The organism is Blautia luti (assembly GCF_033096465.1).
Classification (GTDB): Bacteria; Bacillota; Clostridia; order Lachnospirales; family Lachnospiraceae; genus Blautia_A; species Blautia_A luti.
In genome coordinates this window covers 489347-508519 of sequence record NZ_AP028156.1, presented here as the reverse complement: position 1 = coordinate 508519, position 19173 = coordinate 489347, and the positions used below count along the sequence as shown (strand labels likewise).

The 19173-nt window shown below is 46.3% G+C and carries 12 protein-coding genes; 1 reads left to right on the top strand and 11 read right to left on the bottom strand.

From position 1 onward, the window contains the following. Positions 1-957, bottom strand: coding sequence for a glycosyltransferase family 2 protein (locus tag R8695_RS02345; protein WP_154780398.1), 957 nt, complete (start codon positions 955-957; stop codon positions 1-3). Continuing rightward, positions 950-2836, bottom strand: coding sequence for a glycosyltransferase family 2 protein (locus tag R8695_RS02340; protein ID WP_154780399.1), 1887 nt, complete (start codon positions 2834-2836; stop codon positions 950-952). Before R8695_RS02340 ends, R8695_RS02345 begins: the two co-directional genes overlap by 8 nt. Positions 2837-3054: 218 nt before the next feature. Between R8695_RS02340 and R8695_RS02335 the strand changes: the two genes are divergently transcribed. Continuing rightward, complete coding sequence (locus R8695_RS02335; RefSeq protein ID WP_154780400.1) at positions 3055-4335, top strand: D-alanyl-D-alanine carboxypeptidase family protein; 1281 nt, start codon at positions 3055-3057, stop codon at positions 4333-4335. 166 nt (positions 4336-4501) lie between these two features. Here R8695_RS02335 and R8695_RS02330 read toward each other — a convergent pair whose 3' ends face one another. From R8695_RS02330 to R8695_RS02290, 9 genes are all read right to left on the bottom strand, one after another. Continuing rightward, positions 4502-6985 carry a YfhO family protein gene (locus R8695_RS02330; RefSeq protein WP_154780401.1) on the bottom strand — a complete coding sequence of 828 codons (2484 nt, stop codon included), beginning with the start codon at positions 6983-6985 and terminating at the stop codon, positions 4502-4504. A gap of 10 nt (positions 6986-6995) precedes the next feature. Further along, positions 6996-9440, bottom strand: a complete 2445-nt coding sequence (locus R8695_RS02325) for a glycosyltransferase family 2 protein (protein ID WP_154780402.1) — start codon at positions 9438-9440, stop codon at positions 6996-6998. Next, positions 9433-11955 (bottom strand): glycosyltransferase family 2 protein, encoded by a 2523-nt coding sequence (locus R8695_RS02320; protein ID WP_205730801.1) that lies wholly within the window; start codon positions 11953-11955, stop codon positions 9433-9435. The genes R8695_RS02325 and R8695_RS02320 overlap by 8 nt, the downstream gene beginning before the upstream one ends. A gap of 53 nt (positions 11956-12008) precedes the next feature. Continuing rightward, positions 12009-14219: a class I SAM-dependent methyltransferase gene (locus tag R8695_RS02315; protein ID WP_154780403.1), complete on the bottom strand. Its 2211-nt coding sequence runs from the start codon at positions 14217-14219 to the stop codon at positions 12009-12011. Positions 14220-14221: 2 nt separating this feature from the next. Further along, positions 14222-15493 (bottom strand): ABC transporter ATP-binding protein, encoded by a 1272-nt coding sequence (locus R8695_RS02310; RefSeq protein WP_330585149.1) that lies wholly within the window; start codon positions 15491-15493, stop codon positions 14222-14224. An 80-nt stretch (positions 15494-15573) separates the two neighbouring features. After that, complete coding sequence (locus tag R8695_RS02305) at positions 15574-16389, bottom strand: ABC transporter permease (RefSeq protein ID WP_118510523.1); 816 nt, start codon at positions 16387-16389, stop codon at positions 15574-15576. A 12-nt stretch (positions 16390-16401) separates the two neighbouring features. Continuing rightward, positions 16402-16956: a dTDP-4-dehydrorhamnose 3,5-epimerase gene (rfbC, locus tag R8695_RS02300; RefSeq protein ID WP_118510525.1), complete on the bottom strand. Its 555-nt coding sequence runs from the start codon at positions 16954-16956 to the stop codon at positions 16402-16404. Between the two features lie 116 nt (positions 16957-17072). Next, positions 17073-18203 carry a dTDP-4-amino-4,6-dideoxygalactose transaminase gene (rffA, locus tag R8695_RS02295; RefSeq protein ID WP_118510527.1) on the bottom strand — a complete coding sequence of 377 codons (1131 nt, stop codon included), beginning with the start codon at positions 18201-18203 and terminating at the stop codon, positions 17073-17075. Then, a complete protein-coding gene (locus R8695_RS02290; protein ID WP_154780404.1) occupies positions 18196-19149 on the bottom strand; it encodes a glycosyltransferase family 2 protein in 954 nt (317 codons plus the stop codon). The genes rffA and R8695_RS02290 overlap by 8 nt, the downstream gene beginning before the upstream one ends. Positions 19150-19173 lie beyond the last annotated feature (24 nt).

The window sequence follows — 19173 nt, the reverse complement described above, 5'->3', positions numbered from 1 at the left end:
TTATCCCTTAAGGCGTCTGAACATATTTACCCAGAGTTCTAACTGTATTCTCAAATAATGAGGAAGATTCTTAAAGTGAAATACAACTTTTCTGTCCCGTCTGCTGATCTGGAAGCCGTTTTTGATCCCTGCAATATACTCTCTTCCGAATCCTTTCAGGGTAAAAAACAGGATCTTGATCCCGAATCCCACAATCAGGAAGGGAAGGTTCAGGATGATCTGCACAAGAGGCATGTTCTTATAGATCAGGTAAATATTGTTTCTGGATGAGTAGCGAATCTTAAACTGATTGTATCTGGAACCGCTGGTGCCGCTTCCCACATGATAGACCATGGCTTTCGGTGCATACCAGTTCTCATATCCATTGATCCGGGCTCTGTAACCTACATCCATATCCTCCAGATAAGCGAAATGTTCCTCGTCAAAATAACCGATCTTGTCGAAGATCTTACGTCTGTATATGGCAGCACCTGCACAGGATGCAAAAATCTTCTCCTCTTTCTCATAGGTCCGGATATCTTTGCCCTTGCCTCTGGCGTAAGCCCATCCCAGTGCACAGTAATAATTTCCCGCATCATCCAGTTTGTCCCTGTCATGGAACTGGATCATTCTGGCTGCACAGGAAAACGCATTTGTGTGCTGGCTGATGGCCGCTGTCATCTCTTCTATAAAATTGTCTGTAACTTCTATGTCATTGTTCAATAACAGAACATAGGGTGAACGGGAGGCCTTTATCCCCTCATTGACTGCTCTGCAGAAACCGAAGTTCTCCGGCAGTTCGATCAGATGTACCCATGGATAGGACGCAGCTACAAACGCACAGCTACCGTCCCTGGAACCATTGTCCACCAGGATCACCTCGAAGTCCTTTACAGTCTGGCATTCCAGGCCGGAAAGAACTCCGTCCAGATATGCCATCCCGTTGAAATTAGGAATTATCACTGATACTTCAGGCATGGTCTCCTCCTGCTGTCTTTTTCTCTTTCGTCTCCATTCCCGGAAGAGGCTTCAGGGAATAGTTCCACTTGGTAAGGGAAAGATTTTTGTTATAATATGGATCCCCGTTCTTCAGGATGTTCAGCCAGTGGCAGCGCATATATTCGATCTCCGTCTGGAAACGGCGCACCTTCTCTTTGCTGTCCTCTGCCCCTCTTGTCTTGGATTCCATATGGTAAAGCTTCGCATAGGGATCATAAACGATCAGATAGCCTGCTTTCCGTACTTTCAGACAGAGATCCACGTCATTAAATGCCACTGCAAGCTCCTGGGTAAATCCCCCAGCCCTGTCAAAGGCTTCTTTCTTCATCATCATACAGGCTGCTGTTACAGCACTCATATCCTGAAGAAGGGATGCCTTGTGGAGATAACCGGTGCGCTCTGCAGGCATATCTACAAACATATGCCCTGCGATACCGCCCATTCCCACTACACAACCGGCATGTTGGATGGTATTGTCCGGATAGATCAGCTTCACGCCTACAGCTCCTACTTCCGGGCGCTGGCACACGCCAAGCATCTCATCCATCCACTCCGGTGTGATCACCTTGATATCATTGTTCAGAAACAGCAGGTATTCTCCTTGCGCATGGGCTGCTCCGAAATTGTTGATGGCAGAATAATTGAATTCTTTTTTCCAGCGGAGAAGGTGGATCTGCGGATCCTTCGCCAGCTCTTTATAATACTGGAAAATCTCATCTGTTGTGCTGTTATTCTCTACGATGATGATCTCAAAATTCTTATAGTTCGTATGTTTTTTCAAAGATTCCAGGCAGGTTTCCAAAGTCTCTTTCTCATCTTTATTGGGGATGATCACAGAAACAAGGGGCTGACCCTGCACCGGATACTGCACACGATAAAAGCCAAGATCCTGGGTATGGCTCACAGTTCCCGGTGTCTTCGTACGCTCCAGATGTGCTTCGATGGCTCTTTTCCCTGCTTCGAAGGCGTACATCTTGCTTGCCGGGTTATCTGCCGTGGATGCCTTATGTGTTCTCCAGTGATAGAGGATCTCCGGTACATGCACCACTTCTCTGGCTTCTTCTGTACAGCGGAAAATAAAATCATAATCCTGGGCTCCGTCGAATTCTTTTCTGAATCCGCCCACCTGCTCCACTACTGATCTGCGCGCCACGAAGAAATGGCAGATATAATTGTTGGAGCGGAGAAGATCCAGATTAAAGTCCGGTTTCAGATGAGGCTGGAAATGCTCGTCCAGCTCTGTGGTAACTTTATCCTCGTCTGTGTAGACAGCGTCCGCCTCAGGATGATCCTGCAGGATATTCACGATCTCATACAATGCATTGGGTGCCAGAAGGTCATCATGATCCAGAAGTCCCAGGAATTCCCCTTTCGCCATGTCAAATGCTCTGTTGGTGTTCTCCGCGATCCCCAGATTCTCTTTCAGATTGCAGAAACGCACTCTGGGATCTCTGGCTGCATAATCTGCGAGGACGCGCTGCATTTCTTCATTATCCGGGCTTGCATTGGCAATGCAGAGCTCCCAGTTGGAATAAGTCTGTTCCATCAGACTGTCTATCATCTGTTTCAGAAACTCTGTAGGGGTCTGATAAGCAGGAACTGCCACACTGATCTGGGGTGCATAGGCAAACTGATGTGTCCGTTGTTTCTCCAGTGTTTTCTCATCCGGTACATAGGCGTCATACCATGGGCCATAGGGTACCTCTTCCGGCTCGAAGCGCTCATGAAGCCGGATCCAGAATTCCTTCGGTCCGTAATGTTTCAGATATCGGAATCCTTTCTGGATCGTATAGGGAGAAAGCTTCTTTAACACTCTGGTCCACTGGATGTTTCTCCCTGATGATTGCTGTTTACTCATATTGTAACCTCGAATTTCCATGTAAAGATATTTTATTTTAACATTGTATGATATTTTTTGCAAGAAAGCTGTAATATATGATATAATGTTAAAGCTGATGCCTGGACAAAAAAAATGCAATTATCCGGCATCTGCATACATGATACATATATATGATAATATTTATCGTCAGCAGAGATCTTAACATCGGCTGACTGAAAACAGGAGTATTTAATACCATGAAAAAAATGAAACGATTCAGCGCGGCTCTTCTGGCGCTGGGACTTGGTACTGCCACTTTATTCACCCAGCTCCCGGTCCGTGCAGCTGAAAAAACAGCAGATACAGCTGCCGACACAGCAGTACAGACAGCAGATCCTTCTATCGTAACTACCAACGGGATCCAAGGATGGCCTCAGGCTTCGGACATTTCTTCCACTGCTGCCATTGTAATGGAAACCTCCACCAATACAGTTCTCTATTCCAAGAACGCAGACCAAGCCTTATATCCTGCCAGTGCAGTAAAGGTTATGACCTGTCTGATGGCTCTGGAGAATTCCAGTCTGGATGACCAGGTCACCATGACCGCTACCGGCGTATCCGGCGTAACAGACGGAGGAGCCAATATCTCCGCACAGCTGGATGAAGTATTCACCATGGAACAGTGTCTCTACGCCATTATGGTCGCATCCGCCAATGATATTGCCCTGCAGGTAGCCGAGCATATCAGCGGTTCTGTAGAGGATTTCGTAGCAGCCATGAATACGCGTGCCCAGGAGCTTGGGTGTACCAATACAGTCTTTACCAATCCTACCGGTCTTCCAGATGAGAATCAGCATACTACCGCACACGATATGGCACTGATCATGGAAGCTGCCATGGCCAACGATACTTTCCGTACCATTGCCCAAACCACTTCCTATACCATCCCTGCCACCAATGTTTCCGGCGGTGACCGTGTACTGACCAATAATTTCACCATGATTAACAGTTCAAGTGACAGCTACTATGAGCCATGTATCGGAGGAAAAGAAGGCTACACAGAAGCATCCGGAAGTACTCTGGTATGTGAAGCTTCCAAGAACAACATGAAGCTGGTATGTGTCGTCTTAAACGGTGCATCCGGCGTGACAGATGACGAGGCTATTGCACTTCTGAATTACGGATTTGATAATTTCACTCCTCTGACACTTCCGGATGATGACTTCAACCGTCTTTCCGGCGGTACAGTGATCGTTCCTGCCGGAACCGGAGCAGATGCCCTTACCACAGAGGACAGTTCTTCAGATGGCCAGATCACCAGACAGTACTATTTCGGAGGTACACCGGTAGGTACTGCAATCCTGGAGAATGTAGAGCAACAGACAGATGACGCTGCAGCAACAGGCCAGAAGAATATGGAAGCAGCCCAGAACTTCTCCGTTTCCCACACAACTGCACCGTACTATATCATCGGAGCTATAGGCGCAGCATTCCTGCTGTTCTTCCTGTTTCTGATGATCCGGGTGATAAAATCATAAGTAACACAGGAAAAAATCCTGCTTGCAGGTTTATCCACCTGTGGCAGATTGCTTCAGCAGCATAATTTTTCTAACATAAAAACAGCCTGAAATACAGGGAGCATCTCTGAACTCGTCCCCTGCATTCCGGGCTGTTTTTATATTCCATTCTCTATAAATTTCTCTCTCAGCTTACCGCTGCCTTTCTCTTTCTTCTGCGTCCATATCCAAGCATGCCGAAATAAATGATCCAGCACACAATGCTCGCTCCGGCACCGGCTTTCAGGCCTGGTGCATGGAAGGTAATAGTCAGCTGATGTTCTCCCTCTTTAACAGGGAATGCCAGAAATCCCAGATCCCCCTTCTCTGTTTCCACTTCTTCTCCGTCCACGGAAACAGTCCATCCGTTTTCATAAGGGATCATGCACAGTACATAGCCATCTGCCCGGGCAGATACCGTTCCTGTAATGCAGGAATCTTTCTCCGGTGCATTCAGCACCACGGAGGACTTCTTCTGTGCATCTGAAATTTCCTCCAGATCTGACAGATCTTCTATCTCCCTGCCATCCTCCAGAGCCAGGGAATTCTCCAGAAGTGTTTCCCTGTTTTCTTCATTACAGAGTTCTTTCAGTGAATCCTCAGAAATGGTATTTACATAAAATCTGGCAGTGGCCGCCTCCTGCACATTCCTGTACAGGTAAATCCCTCCAAACTGCTGCATCAGCTCATATTTACTGCTGTCCAGATCCCCGCTCTTGGAAAGCAGGTAGCGGACACCGGTAAATGCCGCCAGGAAGTTATCCTCTGCATTGGGCCAGAACGCATAACGGTTCTGATCCATATAATAAAGTTCCGGATAACATACATCTACGAATTCTTTCAGATTCCCGTTCAATACGGAATTATACGTGCTGATTCCTCTGTATCCCTGTGCCAGGGAATCCATGGTATAGGTTGCAGAAGAATAATCTTTCTCCACTCTGTAAAATTCCGGATCTGTCTCTTTCAGATAATTCAGTGCATCCTGAAGATCCTGTCTGTACAGCTCTGTGAAATAGGTCTGCGGCTTATAAAAAACAGCTCTGCTCTTTTCCTCAGAATCTTCTGCCTGGGCAGCCGCTGCATAAACCTCCATCTGCTCCGGAATCTGATCTGCAGGTGCGTCTGTCTTTTTCAAAACCACACGATCTACATAGGTGATCCCGCCTTCAGATATCACATTCACCAGAAGCGCTGCTGCCAGAAACCCTGTTGCCACCTTTCTCACTTTAAGACTGCGCGGGGACTGATTTTTCACAAATCCCAGGCAGAGGATGCAGAGTAACATCACACAGCCGGTGACTGCCAGGATCAGCGCGTTGATCCTGTATTCTTTAAAAATGCTCTGCTCATATCCTGTCATATAAGCCCTCATCATCAGAACCGCTGTAACAGCCAGCGCTAGAATACTGATCCTGCCTCCTGCCCTGAGATAATCCCACATCCAGGCAGTCACCAGCAATAGCAGCACCATCAGGATATAAGTGTAACGGTTGGTAGGATCTGTAAAGGCATTAAACGCAGTCCCTCCCAGCGGCAGAAGCACCAGAAGCACTGTCAGGGCACAGGCTGCATAAAGAGAAATCTTCACACGCTTTTTCTCCTGGCTTCTCCATAATACAAAGACGAACTGCACTGCCGCCAGCACAGCCAGGGTAGAGCAAAACAACACCGGATCCTCGTAATAATTCACCAGTCCCTCATATTTCCCGTCTCCAAGTGTCTGAAGGTTTTCCAGATTAGTGGAGAAAGGACGGATCAGCAGACATTTATAATAAGCGATACTGTAGCGGGAAAAACATGCCTTCAACAGGGCACCGATCCCGTTTTCTCCGGAAGTGATCCTGGAAGAATTCATCAGTGTCGCTGCTGTAGGCAGAAACGCAGCCAGACTCATGCCGATCCCCAGAAGCATCTGTCCACAGCCGCCGAAAAATTTACCCATACGCTGTTTCCAGCTTAACTTTTCCTCCATGGCGATCCGAAACAGCAGGTAAAATCCTGCTGCGATCAGGCTCATATAGGAGAAATACACACTGTAGATCCCGCTTAAAAATACAGCTACAGGGAAAAATCCTTTTCCCTTTTCCCCTCTCAGGAACTTCTCTTCGAACAGAAGGATCAGCGGCAGATAGATGGTTACCATTCCAAACTGGTAATGCTGTCCCCATACCATCAGATATCCGTTCATGCCATAGGCAAAAGCAGCCAGGAATTTCGCCTGTCTGCTGTATGTAAACTCAGACAGGAACAGATAAAACACCCAGCCTGCTGCCAGAACTTTCAGAACCTGCAGCCAGACCAGATAGAACAGCATATGTGCCGGTCCCAGCACCACGCCGATGAGGTACAGAAGGATCAGGGACGGGTCAAAAAGACTCAGGGAAAACATATTGGTTCCCATTCCATTGGTGAAATCCCACAGGGAAAAATTCCCCGCCCGCAGATGGTTCACAATAGAAGCATAATGCATGGTATACTGCTGCCAGGTATCTCCCCCTACATCATCAAACACCAGCACCGAATCCCCGAACAGATAACTTCGAAAAATAAAAAGGCAGCTGACAAACAAAGCTGCCAGAAGCAGCAGCCTTGTTTGAGATTCTTTATTTAATTTCATACCCTTTTTCATGCACGTCCTCCTAAATCCGCTTCAGGGAGAAGTCCTGGCTCTTCAATGTAAGGTTCGGATTGTAATAAGGATCACCGTTTCTGAGGATATCCGGCCATCTTTTCTCGAAGACAGATATCTCACGGTTAAACCTTGCCACCTTTTCCGGCGTATCTTCCAGACCTCTGGATTTGGATTCGTAATGATACAGTTCCGCATATGGATTGTATACGATCAGATATCCTGCTTTTCTTAATTTCATGCAGAAATCAATGTCATTAAAGGCTACCTGCAGTTCCTCGGAAAGTCCGCCCACTTCTTCGAAAGCAGTACGTTTCACCATCATGCAGGCTGCAGTGACTGCGCTGTAATCCTGGGCACAGATGATCCTGTGGCAGTAGCCTGTGGTTCCTCTGGGCTGAAGTACGAAACAGTGTCCGGCAATTCCGCCGAAGCCGATTACTACACCGGCATGCTGGATAGTATCGTCTTCGTAATATAATCTGGCGCCAACTGCACCTACATCACTTCGCATGCAGTATCCCAGCAGTTCCTCCAGACAGTTGGGGTTGATGATCTCCGTATCATTATTCAGGAGCAGGAAATATTCACCTCTGGCAAAAGAAGCTCCGTAATTATTGATGGCAGAATAGTTAAATACTCCATCCCAGTAAACCACATGAACTTTCTCATTCTCTGCTTCCAGCTTTTTATAATATTCAAAAGTTGCAGGATCTGTACTGTTATTCTCCACGATCACATATTCATAATTCTGATACGTGGACTTCTGGTCTATGGAGTCCATGCAGCGTTTCAGATCGTCAATATGATCTTTATTGGGAATGATAATGGAGATCAGCGGATTATGATCACGGATAAATTCTGTTCTGTACAGTCCCAGGAATTCTCCGTCCAGAACCTTCGCCTGAATGCCGGTTCTGTTATAGTGCTCCTGCACTGCTCTTCTTCCTGCCTCAAATGCATACGTCTTGCTCTCCGGGTTCTCGGCAGTGGAATCTTCGTGGCAGCGCCAGTGATACAAGATCTTCGGCACATGATAGATTTCCTCATCCTTCACAGCTTCCACACAACGGAAAATGAAATCATAATCCTGGGCTCCGTCAAATTCTTTACGCAGCATTCCCACCTGGTCAATGACCTTACGTGACACTACAAATAAATGACAGATATAGTTTACTGTGCAAAGAAGATCCGGGTTATAGTCCGGCTTGAAATGCGGCTGGAAGAATTTATGTCCGTCCATGGACATCTTGTCTTCATCTGAATAAACCACCAGTGTCCCCGAATGATCGTTCAGTGCCTTCACACATTCAAACAATGCATGAGGAGTAAGCTCGTCATCATGATCTGCGAAAGCAATAAAATCACCAGTGGCAGCTTCGATGGCGCTGTTTGTATTCTCTGAGATCTGAAGGGCACTGTCATGAGGGATCACTTTGATCCTTTTGTCTGAGGCAGCCAGCTGTTTCAGGATTCCTGCAACAGGAGAATCTGCGCCGCTTCCGTCAGACAGACACAGTTCCCAGTTGGAGTAGGTCTGTTCCTGTACCGATTCCACCAGTCTTCTGAGATATTTCTCCGGAGTTTTATAAAGAGGTACCACGATGGAGATCTTCGGACTGTATTTCAGTTTCGTCCTTCTCTGTTTCTCCAGCTCTGCTTTTCCCGGAAGATGGCGGGTAATCCACTTCTGATAAGGAATCTCTCTGGTAGAGGCAGTCTTTACCTTGGAGATGATCTTTCCTGCCAATGCAGCACCGCCCTGGGATTTCCAGTAGCGGATTCCTTTTTTCGCATATTTATCTACTTTTTTCGCAAGGACTTCGATCTTTCTGAGGGGAACGATCTTTATTGTCTTTTTATCTCCTGCTTTGAAAACCACATACAGACATTTGCCGGAGACATTGGTCACCTCTGTAAAGAAACCGGTTTTCTCAGGGTTTTCCAGCTCTTCATAAAGCTGGTCTACATCCACACGGTCTGTTCTCTGGATCTCTGCTGCCAGAGGTTTCTTATTCTCATCGAAGATACGGATCTCCACAGAAGTCGGAGCAATGGCCCAGCCTCTTAAACGGACCATTCCCTGCTGAACTTTTTCCTCCTCGAAATACACCTGGGGTTTGTCTCTTTTCTTCTCCAGCTCACTGGCGGAAATGGAAAACCATACAGTTCTTTTATCCGGCTGGTCCGCATAGATCACCAGTTTCTTAAACTCTTTCAGGCTGTCCGGCATTTCCAGTACGGCAGTGATCTGTTCGCCGCGCATAAGATCAGGATCCTTAAAACGCTCCAGTGCACTGACCATCTCCACCTTTTTCACTGTGGTCTTCAGCTTCCGGTCATCCAGGCAGGCTTCCATCTTCGCTTCTTTCGGCCAGGTTCCCTGTACGATATACTGATTCCGGTCTAACAGATGAAATCTTTCTCTTGTTACTTCAAATATTTCCTTAGGCATGATACTCCCCATTTCTTTCTTCTTTTCGCAAGGAGCAGTCTCCTTCTTTCAGTGACAGGTTCGGGCTGTAATAAGGATCTCCCTTCAGCAGCTCTCTGTCCCATTTTCTGCGGAAGCACTTCACTTCTTTCGAGAAACGAAGCTGCTTCTCCGGTGTATCTTCCAGTCCTCTGGATTTGGACTCATAATGATACAGTTCTGCATATGGCGTAAAGACGATCTTCTCTCCTATATGCCTGATCTGCATGCAGAGGTCGATATCATTGAACGCTACTCTCAGCTCTTCATCAAAGCCCCCTGCTTTCTTAAATACAGAAGTCTTTACCATCATGCATGCCGCAGTGACTGCACTGATCTCCTGGACGCATACCATACGCCCCATATAACCGATCTCTTCCCGCGGTGCCTTGCACATGATATGCCCTGCGATCCCGCCAAGGCCCATGACCACACCTGCATGCTGGATGGTGTCATCCGGATAATAAAGCTTGGCTCCTACAGCTCCCACACCTTCCTGCTGACAGATCTGAAGCATTTCCTCCATCCAGGAGTGGGTGATGACCTCCACGTCATTGTTCAGAAACAGAAGGTATTGGCCTCTTGCCTCTTTTACTGCGAAATTATTGATGGAAGAATAGTTGAATTCTTTTTTCCAGGTAAGGACTCTTACGTTGTCATAACGGTTCTGAAGTTCCTCATAATATCCAAATGTTTCTTTCTTTTCGCTGTTATTCTCCACAACCAGGATTTCATAATTCTTCCAGGTGGATCTTTCTTCGATGGAAGAAACACACAGTTCCAGGTCTTCCATATGGTCTTTATTGGGAATAATGATGGAGATCATAGGCTCTCCCTCTATCTTCACGTGACTTCTGTACCATCCGGGACGGTCTGTCAGTTCCACTTCAGCTGGGATTCCCATTCTTTCATAATGGGCTTCCACTGCTCTTTTCCCTGCCTCAAATGCATAGCGCTTGCTCTCCGGGTTGGCAGCTGTGGAATTCATATGGCTTCTCCAGTGATAAAGAACTCTCGGCACATGAACGATGCATTCTGCCTTCTCACAGCAACGCAGGATCAGGTCAAAGTCCTGGGCTCCGTCATACTCTGAGCGGAAGGTTCCTGTCTGCTCCAGGATTTCCCTTTTCACTACGAAGATATGGCAGATGTAATTGTTCTCCCTTAATCTGAACAGATTGAAATCCGGTTTGAAATTAGGTTCGAAATAATGCTTTCCGTCCATGCTGACTTTATCTTCATCTGTGTAGATCACATCTGCTTTCTGCTCGGTGATGGCCTTCACAATATGAAACAAAGCATCCGGTGCCACCACATCATCGTGGTCGCAGAGCATGATATAATCCCCCATCGCCTGCTTGATGGCTGCATTGGTATTCTCTGAAATCCCTTTGTTTTCCGTGAGTTTTTTATAAGAAATTCGGATTTCCTTTTTATATTTCTTTCTCAGGAGTTCCCTGATCTCATCGCCCTCACTGCCGTCTGCCAGACAGAGCTGCCAGTTACTGTAAGTCTGGGCGATCACAGAATCGATCACTTCTTTCAGATATTCCAGTGGCGTGTTATACAGAGGGATCACGATACTGATGAGAGGACTGCTGGAAAATACTGCCGCTTTCTGTCTTTTCAGTTCTTTCTTTCCTGCTGCATGATCCTTCAGCCATTCTTCATAGTCCTGGGAAACACCTTCCGGCTGATAGGTTCCCACATAACGGACAAACTCTCCCAGGCCTTTTTCCCTGATATATTCCAGATTCTTATCTTTATTCTCCCAGGCCAGCAGATTCATTCTCTGGCGTAACACAGATTTCTCAGCTTTCAGCCTGCGGACATCCACCACATACGTCTTCTGTGTCTCCGGTCCCTGGAAACGGATGTACAGGTCACGGTTCCCTGTTTCCTGCAGATCCACGGAAATGGAAAAACCGATCTCACGGTTTCCTTCTGCCTGGATCTTACGTTCTTCTTCCACGTCCGGCCTGCGGCCTCTGGTAATGGTACATTTCACAGGGATACCATTCTTATCCTCTACCAGTACCTCATCTGTACCTCTCTGATCCAGCACCCAGCCATCCACCATCAGTGTAGATTTGCCCAGGATCTGTTCCCGGTCGATCCGGTATTCCATCAGGCAGTCTGCGCAGAAATTTCTTATTTCTTCCGCAGATGCCCCCCAGATCTTCTCCTGTTCTTCTCCGTCTGTTACAAAAAACTCCAGATTTCCGTATTCTCCTGCCAGATCCAGCACCTGGGGGATCTCCACAGTGAAGCCTGCATCTGTGATCCCTGCAAGTTCCGGGAAATTTCCGGCCACGTCTGCTCTGTCGAAACGGAAAGGCTCAGGAATGGAAATATTTTCATTTACATTTCCATTCCCCTGCAGGATAAAGCTGCATGGTTTCTTCTCTGTGCTTGCAGCCCAGCCTGTAAGGATCAGAGTATGTGCATTTTTATCGTTATATTTCTTTTCATCCACACTCCAAAGTATTTTCGCCATAGTTACACCCTTCTTATACTCCTGTACGTTCGTACCTTTTACATTTATATCTCTCAGATCTTCTTTACATGTCTGTAGGCTTTCCACATTTTGCTGCTTTCTACGGTACGGACCAGCTTCTCTTTTCTCTTCAGTTCTTCCATCAGCTGCCCTTTTTGTCTTTCCTGCTCGCGGTAGGCATTCCAGAATTTCTGTCCTGTTTTCTTCTCATCCAGGAATTCCAGATCGATCATCAGGGAAGAGGTCCCTTCCGGAATCTCTGTGATAATGATCTGGGGATCTTCCCCGCCGAAGTAAAGTGTGTCTTCCTCCAGGCGGAACCCTTCTGTAGCAAATGCTGCCGGAACTTTATTATCCCAGAGAAGTTTATGGATCTTCACACCGCTTCGCAGTTCACCGGGATCCAGACGAAGTTTCGCAGTATTGGCAGGAAGCTTTAATTCCACCTGTACCCTGTGGTTTCTCACAGGATATTTCCCGGAATCCGCCTCACAGAAATCCTTTCCTGCATCCCAGAAGATCTGCAGATTCTGTAATGCTTCCAGCTTCTTTTCCTCATAAAACTGCACTGCGTCTGCTTTGCCCGGGGAAATTCTGTCATAGAGGCTGAGCATGGCTGTGTGGCTTCCCAGTATATAGCGCTGGAAATTCTTTTCCATTTCCCCGTATACCCTGCAGTCTTTCTCTGTGAGCCCTGCTTTTCCATAGAAATCCAGGTCTTTCAGGCTCTCACGTTTACCATCGCTCTCCAGATAATAGTGGATGAGACGGTAAACCAGAAACTGGGAAGGTATCGGGAAAAAGAACGTCCACTCATAATCGATTACTGTGGTCTTCTCTTCCTCCAGAATAATATTGGCAGGAAGGAAATCAATATTGGAAACAGGGGCACATTTCAGTCCTTCTTTCAGATCCACATCTCCGAATACCTGGATAAATTCCGGTGTTTTCTGGAAACTTTCTTTCTCATGGATCTGTTTTACTTTCTCAATATAGGTAAACAGTAATTCCTCCACTGCATCGGTTCTGCCTTCTTTCAGAAGAGTATCCAGTTTATCTTCCAGGGTGATCCCATTAAGGAATTCAAGCTCTGCCGCACATTTACTGTCATCCGTATTGCTGTTGTCTCTGCATTCATTTACCTGGATTCCCGCACTCTGATATAATTTCTTCAGCTCTGTACAAATTCTGGAAAGTCTGCGGATATGTTCTGTGGCTTCCTTTGTTTCCGGAAGTTTCTTTACTCCCAGACTGCCCTGTTCATCCCTGGTGATCTCTGTGCAGATGGCAAATCTGCGGTCTCTCTCATTGGAGAATTTCGCATAAACAGTCTTCAGTTCCGGCTGTTCTTTCCCGATCAGAAGTAAGAAAGAATTGGCGAACTGCGGATAGAGATCATTTTCCAGCAAAGTGTCATATACCGGTGACTCCTGAAACAGCTGCAGACGGAATCTGTCGAAATTGTATTCCGTACGGTTCAGCTCACCTCTGGCAGGCAGATGCTCATCGGAATAGATAGTCATTGGGAACTTGTAATCCGGGAATGGATAATACCAGGCAGCTTTTAAATCCCCTGCTTTCTGTAAGATTCCCCTGAATTCCTTCTGTGTAAAAGTCTTTACACCGCTGGTTCTGGGATATCCTTCCAGCCCTTCGAATAAGGTTCCGAAATGATCTTCCGTACATCCTGCCCAGTATTTCAGTCCCAGGCGGTTCTCAATGGCAAGCACGATCTTTCCATCGGGTTTCAGATGTCTGGAAATGATCTTCAGGAAATCCACATACGGATCCTGGCTCTGAATATAGGCCTCCCCGTATTCAAATACACCGATCAGTGTAATATAATCATATTTCTCAGTAAGGTTTTTTTCGATCTCCTGGAAATTTCCCACAAGGATCTTCAGGTTATCCTGATCTCTGTGCCTGTAGGCGTTGATCCTGCTTCGTTTCATGGAAAGTTCAATACAGGTCACTTCTTTCGCCTTCCTGCAGAGTGCACCTGTAACAGCGCCACAGCCGGAACCGATCTCCAGCACCTTTTCTTCCCCTGTAAAAGGAAGCCAGCTTAAGATGTTTTCCCTGATATGGGAAAAATGATAGAGAATGGGCCAGCTTTCCCTCTCCCGGATCACGCGGTTAAATTCCTCCGGGTGATAATCCCTGGCGATCTCCAGCAGCTCATCCTCGATGACACCGTCGCTGTATAAATCCTGTCCCGGATATAAGGTATCATCCAGGAATACTTTTCCTATTTTTTCTCCCATATTTATTCCTCACACTGAATTTCTATTCTGGAATTCATATCATAAAAGCCTACTGTATTCTTACTGGATACTACTGTAATATTGCAGGCATCATAAAGTCTGTGGAACACAGTGAAATCCCCGTCCTTGTAACCGGTACAGCCAAAGGACAGCAGATATTCCCCTCCCTGGAGGTCCATGTTCTGAGTGAAAGTGACTGTACATTCATCACCGGCACCTGATCTGGCAACCTGTGCCTTCTCAAACATGGTGTTGGTTCCTGTGATCTCCGTTCCTTTAATATTCTTAAAGGTATACGCCATGATCGGCTCCTGGATATCCTCATTGAAATGAACCTTCATGCGGATCTTAAACTCCGTTCCTTTTTCGATGGTATTGGAAAGCATTCCCCTGTCATCAAGGACTTCGAAATGAATGATCTCAGCCATGCGGTTTCCATACTCCAGCATGTTGGGGTTGGCCTGGAAATTGCCTGTGCCTTCGGACTGTACTGCTGCCTTTTTCTCTTTATCTGCCTCCTGCTGTTTCACAGGATCCTGTCCTACCAGAAGCTGTTTGTACAGGTCTACCATCTGTTTCGGAGAACCTTCATCCAGCTTCACACCTTTGTTCAGCAGGATAACTCTGTCGCAGTACTTGGATACACTGCTGAGATCATGGCTTACGAACAGGATGGTCTTTCCCTGCTTCTTAAATTCTTCGAATTTATGGTAGCACTTGGCCTGGAAGAATACGTCTCCTACAGACAGTGCCTCATCTACCACCAGGATCTCCGGATCAATATTGATAGCGACAGCAAAAGCCAGACGCACGAACATACCGCTGGAATATGTCTTAACAGGCTGGTGGATAAAATCTCCAATGTCTGCGAATTCCAGGATATCGTCCAGTCTGGCATCGATCTCCTCTTTGGAAAATCCGATCATGGTACCATTCAGGTATACATTCTCCAGGCCGGAATATTCCATATTAAATCCGGCTCCCAGCTCCAGCAGGGCAGAGATACGTCCGTCTACCTTCACTTCTCCCTGGGTAGGAGTCAGAACACCGGTGATGATCTTCAGGATCGTGGATTTACCGGAACCATTGGTTCCGATAATACCCACGCATTCCCCTTCCTGAATATCGAAGTTTACATCACGCAGTGCATAATGCTCTTTATAAAGTTTCTTTTTGGTAAGCCCCAGAGCTTCTTTGAGACGATCTGAAGGCTTATCATATAATTTATACATTTTGGTGAGATTTTTCACCTGAATTACTTTCTTGTTTTCCACGTTCTTTCCTTTCCACTACATTTCTATAATATCAGGAGCCAGGTGGTTCCTCATCAGTTATCGTTCACACGTAACCCGTATTATAATACATCCGCAAAATGGATGCGCAGACGTTTAAATACCCAGCTGCCAAACAGGAAGCACAGGATGGTGAATACCCAGAAATAAGCAGTCCATCCCGCATGCTGGAAGAACCAGGTTTTCATAAGAAACGTATCTCTGTATCCGGAAACAATATAGTACATCGGATTCAGTTTCAGGATCTTCATGATCACCGGATGTCCCTGAAGAGGAGAAGTTTCCACAATCCACATGATCGGTGTAAGCCACACTCCTACCTGAAGTATAATATTGATGATCTGTGTCAGGTCCCTGAAAAAGATTACAATGGCACTAGTGGCGTAGGATAAGCCCAGCACCAGAATAAACACGCATCCTGTGTAATAGATCAGCTGCAGATAGTAAATATCAGGCATTCTTCCATACGCTGCATACAGAATAATGGTAAACAGCACGAAAAATACATGTACAAACATGGCAGAGATGATCTTGACCACCGGAAGCACGCTGATGTTGAATACTACCTTTTTTACCAGATAATTATATTCCAGCATGGAATTGGTTCCGCCGATCAGGGCATCCTGGAAAAAGAACCAGGGTACAATACCTGCCACCAGATACAGGACAAAAGGCACTCCCAGATCACCGGTTCCTGAACGGAATCCTACTGAGAAAACAAACCAGTATACCAGAATGGTGATAACAGGCTGGATAAATGCCCATACGATTCCCAGATACGAACCTGCATATCTTGTTTTGAAGTCATTTTTCGCCAGCTTCGCCACAAGCCGTCTGTTTTTGTAAATGTCCATGGGTAAAGAAAAAATCGTCTTCAATCTCTCGTTCTCCTATTTGCGGTAATCCTTGAAGCTTCCCCATTTGGTATCTTTATCTGAGAAGCTTAATTCCATTCCCTCCGGGATCGGCCATTCTACTCCGATATCCGGGTCATTCCAGATCAGTCCGCCCTCATCGTTCGGGTGATAGAAATCAGAGCATTTGTAAACGAATTCCGCATGTTCGGAAAGTACCAGGAATCCATGTGCGAATCCCTTAGGAATAAAGAACTGTTTCTTGTTCTCTGCGGAGAGAACAACTCCGAACCATTTGCCGTAAGTCTCAGATCCTTCACGAAGGTCCACTGCAACGTCAAATACCTCACCGTTTACTACACGTACCAGTTTATCCTGCGGATAATTGATCTGGAAATGAAGTCCACGGAGAACCCCTTTATGGGAGCTGGACTGATTATCCTGTACGAATTCCACATCAATTCCTGCTTCTTTGAAATCATTGTAGTTATAAGTTTCCATAAAGTAGCCTCTTGCATCTCCGAAGACTGTTGGCTCTACTACTTTTAATCCTTTAATTCCGCCACATTCTGTAACTTTTATTTTTCCCATTTTCGTTTCCTCTTTTCTTTTGATATATTTTTACCGGAAGCTGTGCAGATCACTGCAGTCCGGAAGTTTCCTGTTTCAATTATGAGCTGATTATAAGTTGCTTTCATCAGGATCAATCAGAATTCCTGAAATTTATGAATCACATCTACGATCCTTTTTACATCTTCCATGTCCAGGTTATAGAACATAGGAAGTCGCAGAAGGCGCTCGCTCTCTTTCGTAGTGTATACATCTTCCCCTGCAAATCTGCCGAACTTCTGTCCTGCAGGCGCAGAATGAAGAGGTACATAATGGAACACACTGCAGATTCCGTTTTCCCGCAGGTATGCCAGAAGTCTGGTACGGACTTTCATATCTTTTACCTTAAGATAATACATATGCGCATTATGTTCACACTCCTGTGGGACATAAGGCTGTTCTACCTTGCCCTCTGCTGCCAGATCTGCCAGGTTGCGATGATAATACTCATAAATCTCCATACGCTTCTTCTGAATCTTATCCTTCGCCTCAAGCTGTGCATACAAATATGCCGCATTCAGCTCGCTGGGAAGATAAGAAGAACCGTAATCCATCCAGCGGTATTTGTCCACCTGGCCCCGGAAAAATTTACTTCTGTCTGTTCCCTTTTCTCTCAGGATCTCGGCCTTCTCCAGATATTCTTCCTTCTGGAAAAGAAGGGCACCCCCTTCTCCCATGGTGAAATTTTTGGTCTCATGGAAGCTGTAGCATCCGAAATCTCCGATGGTTCCCAGTGCTTTGCCTTTATAACAGGCATCCACGCCCTGGGCTGCATCTTCCACAACTTTCAGGCCGTGTCTGTGTGCAATATCCATGATCGTATCCATCTCACAGGCCACTCCTGCATAGTGGACAGGCACGATCACCTTCGTCTTCGGCGTGATGGCCTGTTCGATCAGCTTCTCATCCAGATTCATGGTATCCGGGCGGATATCCACGAATACGATCTTCGCTCCCCTCAGTACAAAAGCGTCTGCAGTAGACACAAAGGTATAGGAGGGCATGATCACCTCGTCACCCGGCTGAATATCACAGAGAAAGGCTGCCATCTCCAGCGCATGGGTGCAGGATGTGGTCAGCATAACCCGGCTGACGTCAAATTCCTTCTCCATCCACTGTGAGCACTTCTTTGTATAAATGCCATCCCCACAGAGCATTCCTCTGTGAATGGCATCCTGAATATACTCCAGTTCTGAACCTACGAACGCAGGTCTGTTAAAATCAATCATTCTCTTTTTGTTCCTTTGCTTTCTTATCTATGTTTACAGTTTCCCTGATCACGAACTGCGGAGTCTTATTCTGGTTCAGGATCAGCTTGCCCACATATTCCCCCAGCACTCCCAGAATCAGGAAAGTAATTCCGAAGAACAGGAGCATGGCACACATCAGGGAACTCCATCCCACAGCCATATCCGGCCGGATCATTTTCTGTATAAAGACTGCAATGGCGCCGATAAATCCTGCAATGGAAAACAGTGTGCCCATCACCTCCGCGATCCGAAGAGGGATCACTGTATAATTCATAAAGGACATAAACAGCCGGAATGCTTTTTTGAAATTATAATTGGAGCTTCCCTCTTCCCTGGAGAAATGCTCGATCTCAATATTCGCGATATGTCGTGTAGTCCGATAAAACAAAATCTGCAGATACAGATTATATCCTGTATACTGTACGATCTCATCCCTCACATACTTCCTGCAGCACCAGAAATTGCTGGCTTCCAGTCCCTTGGGACGCTCCACCATATGCCACACGATAAAGGATGCGATCTTGCTTGTGAGATTTTTCAGAAAACCAAATTTTCTCTTCTTATAGATACCGAAAACCACATCATAGCCTTCGTTCATTTTCTCAATAAAGGCAGGGATCTGGGACGGGTGGGTCTGCATGTCATCGTCCATTCCCATGATATAATCTCCCTGGGCCTGATGCATTCCCGCCATGATAGCATTGTGCTGTCCGAAATTCTTCGCCAGGTCGATTCCCTTCACATTGGGATATTTCTCTGCCAGTGCCTGGATAGCCTCATAAGTGTTATCCGGGGAGCAGTCATTGACCAGCACGAATTCACAGTCCAGCCCTTCTATTTTATCGATCACTTCCATGCTCATCTCTACCACCTTACTGATAGTATGGGCAGATCTGTAGCATGGGATCACTATGGATAATAGCATCTTTTTTCCTCTTCTCTGTAACGA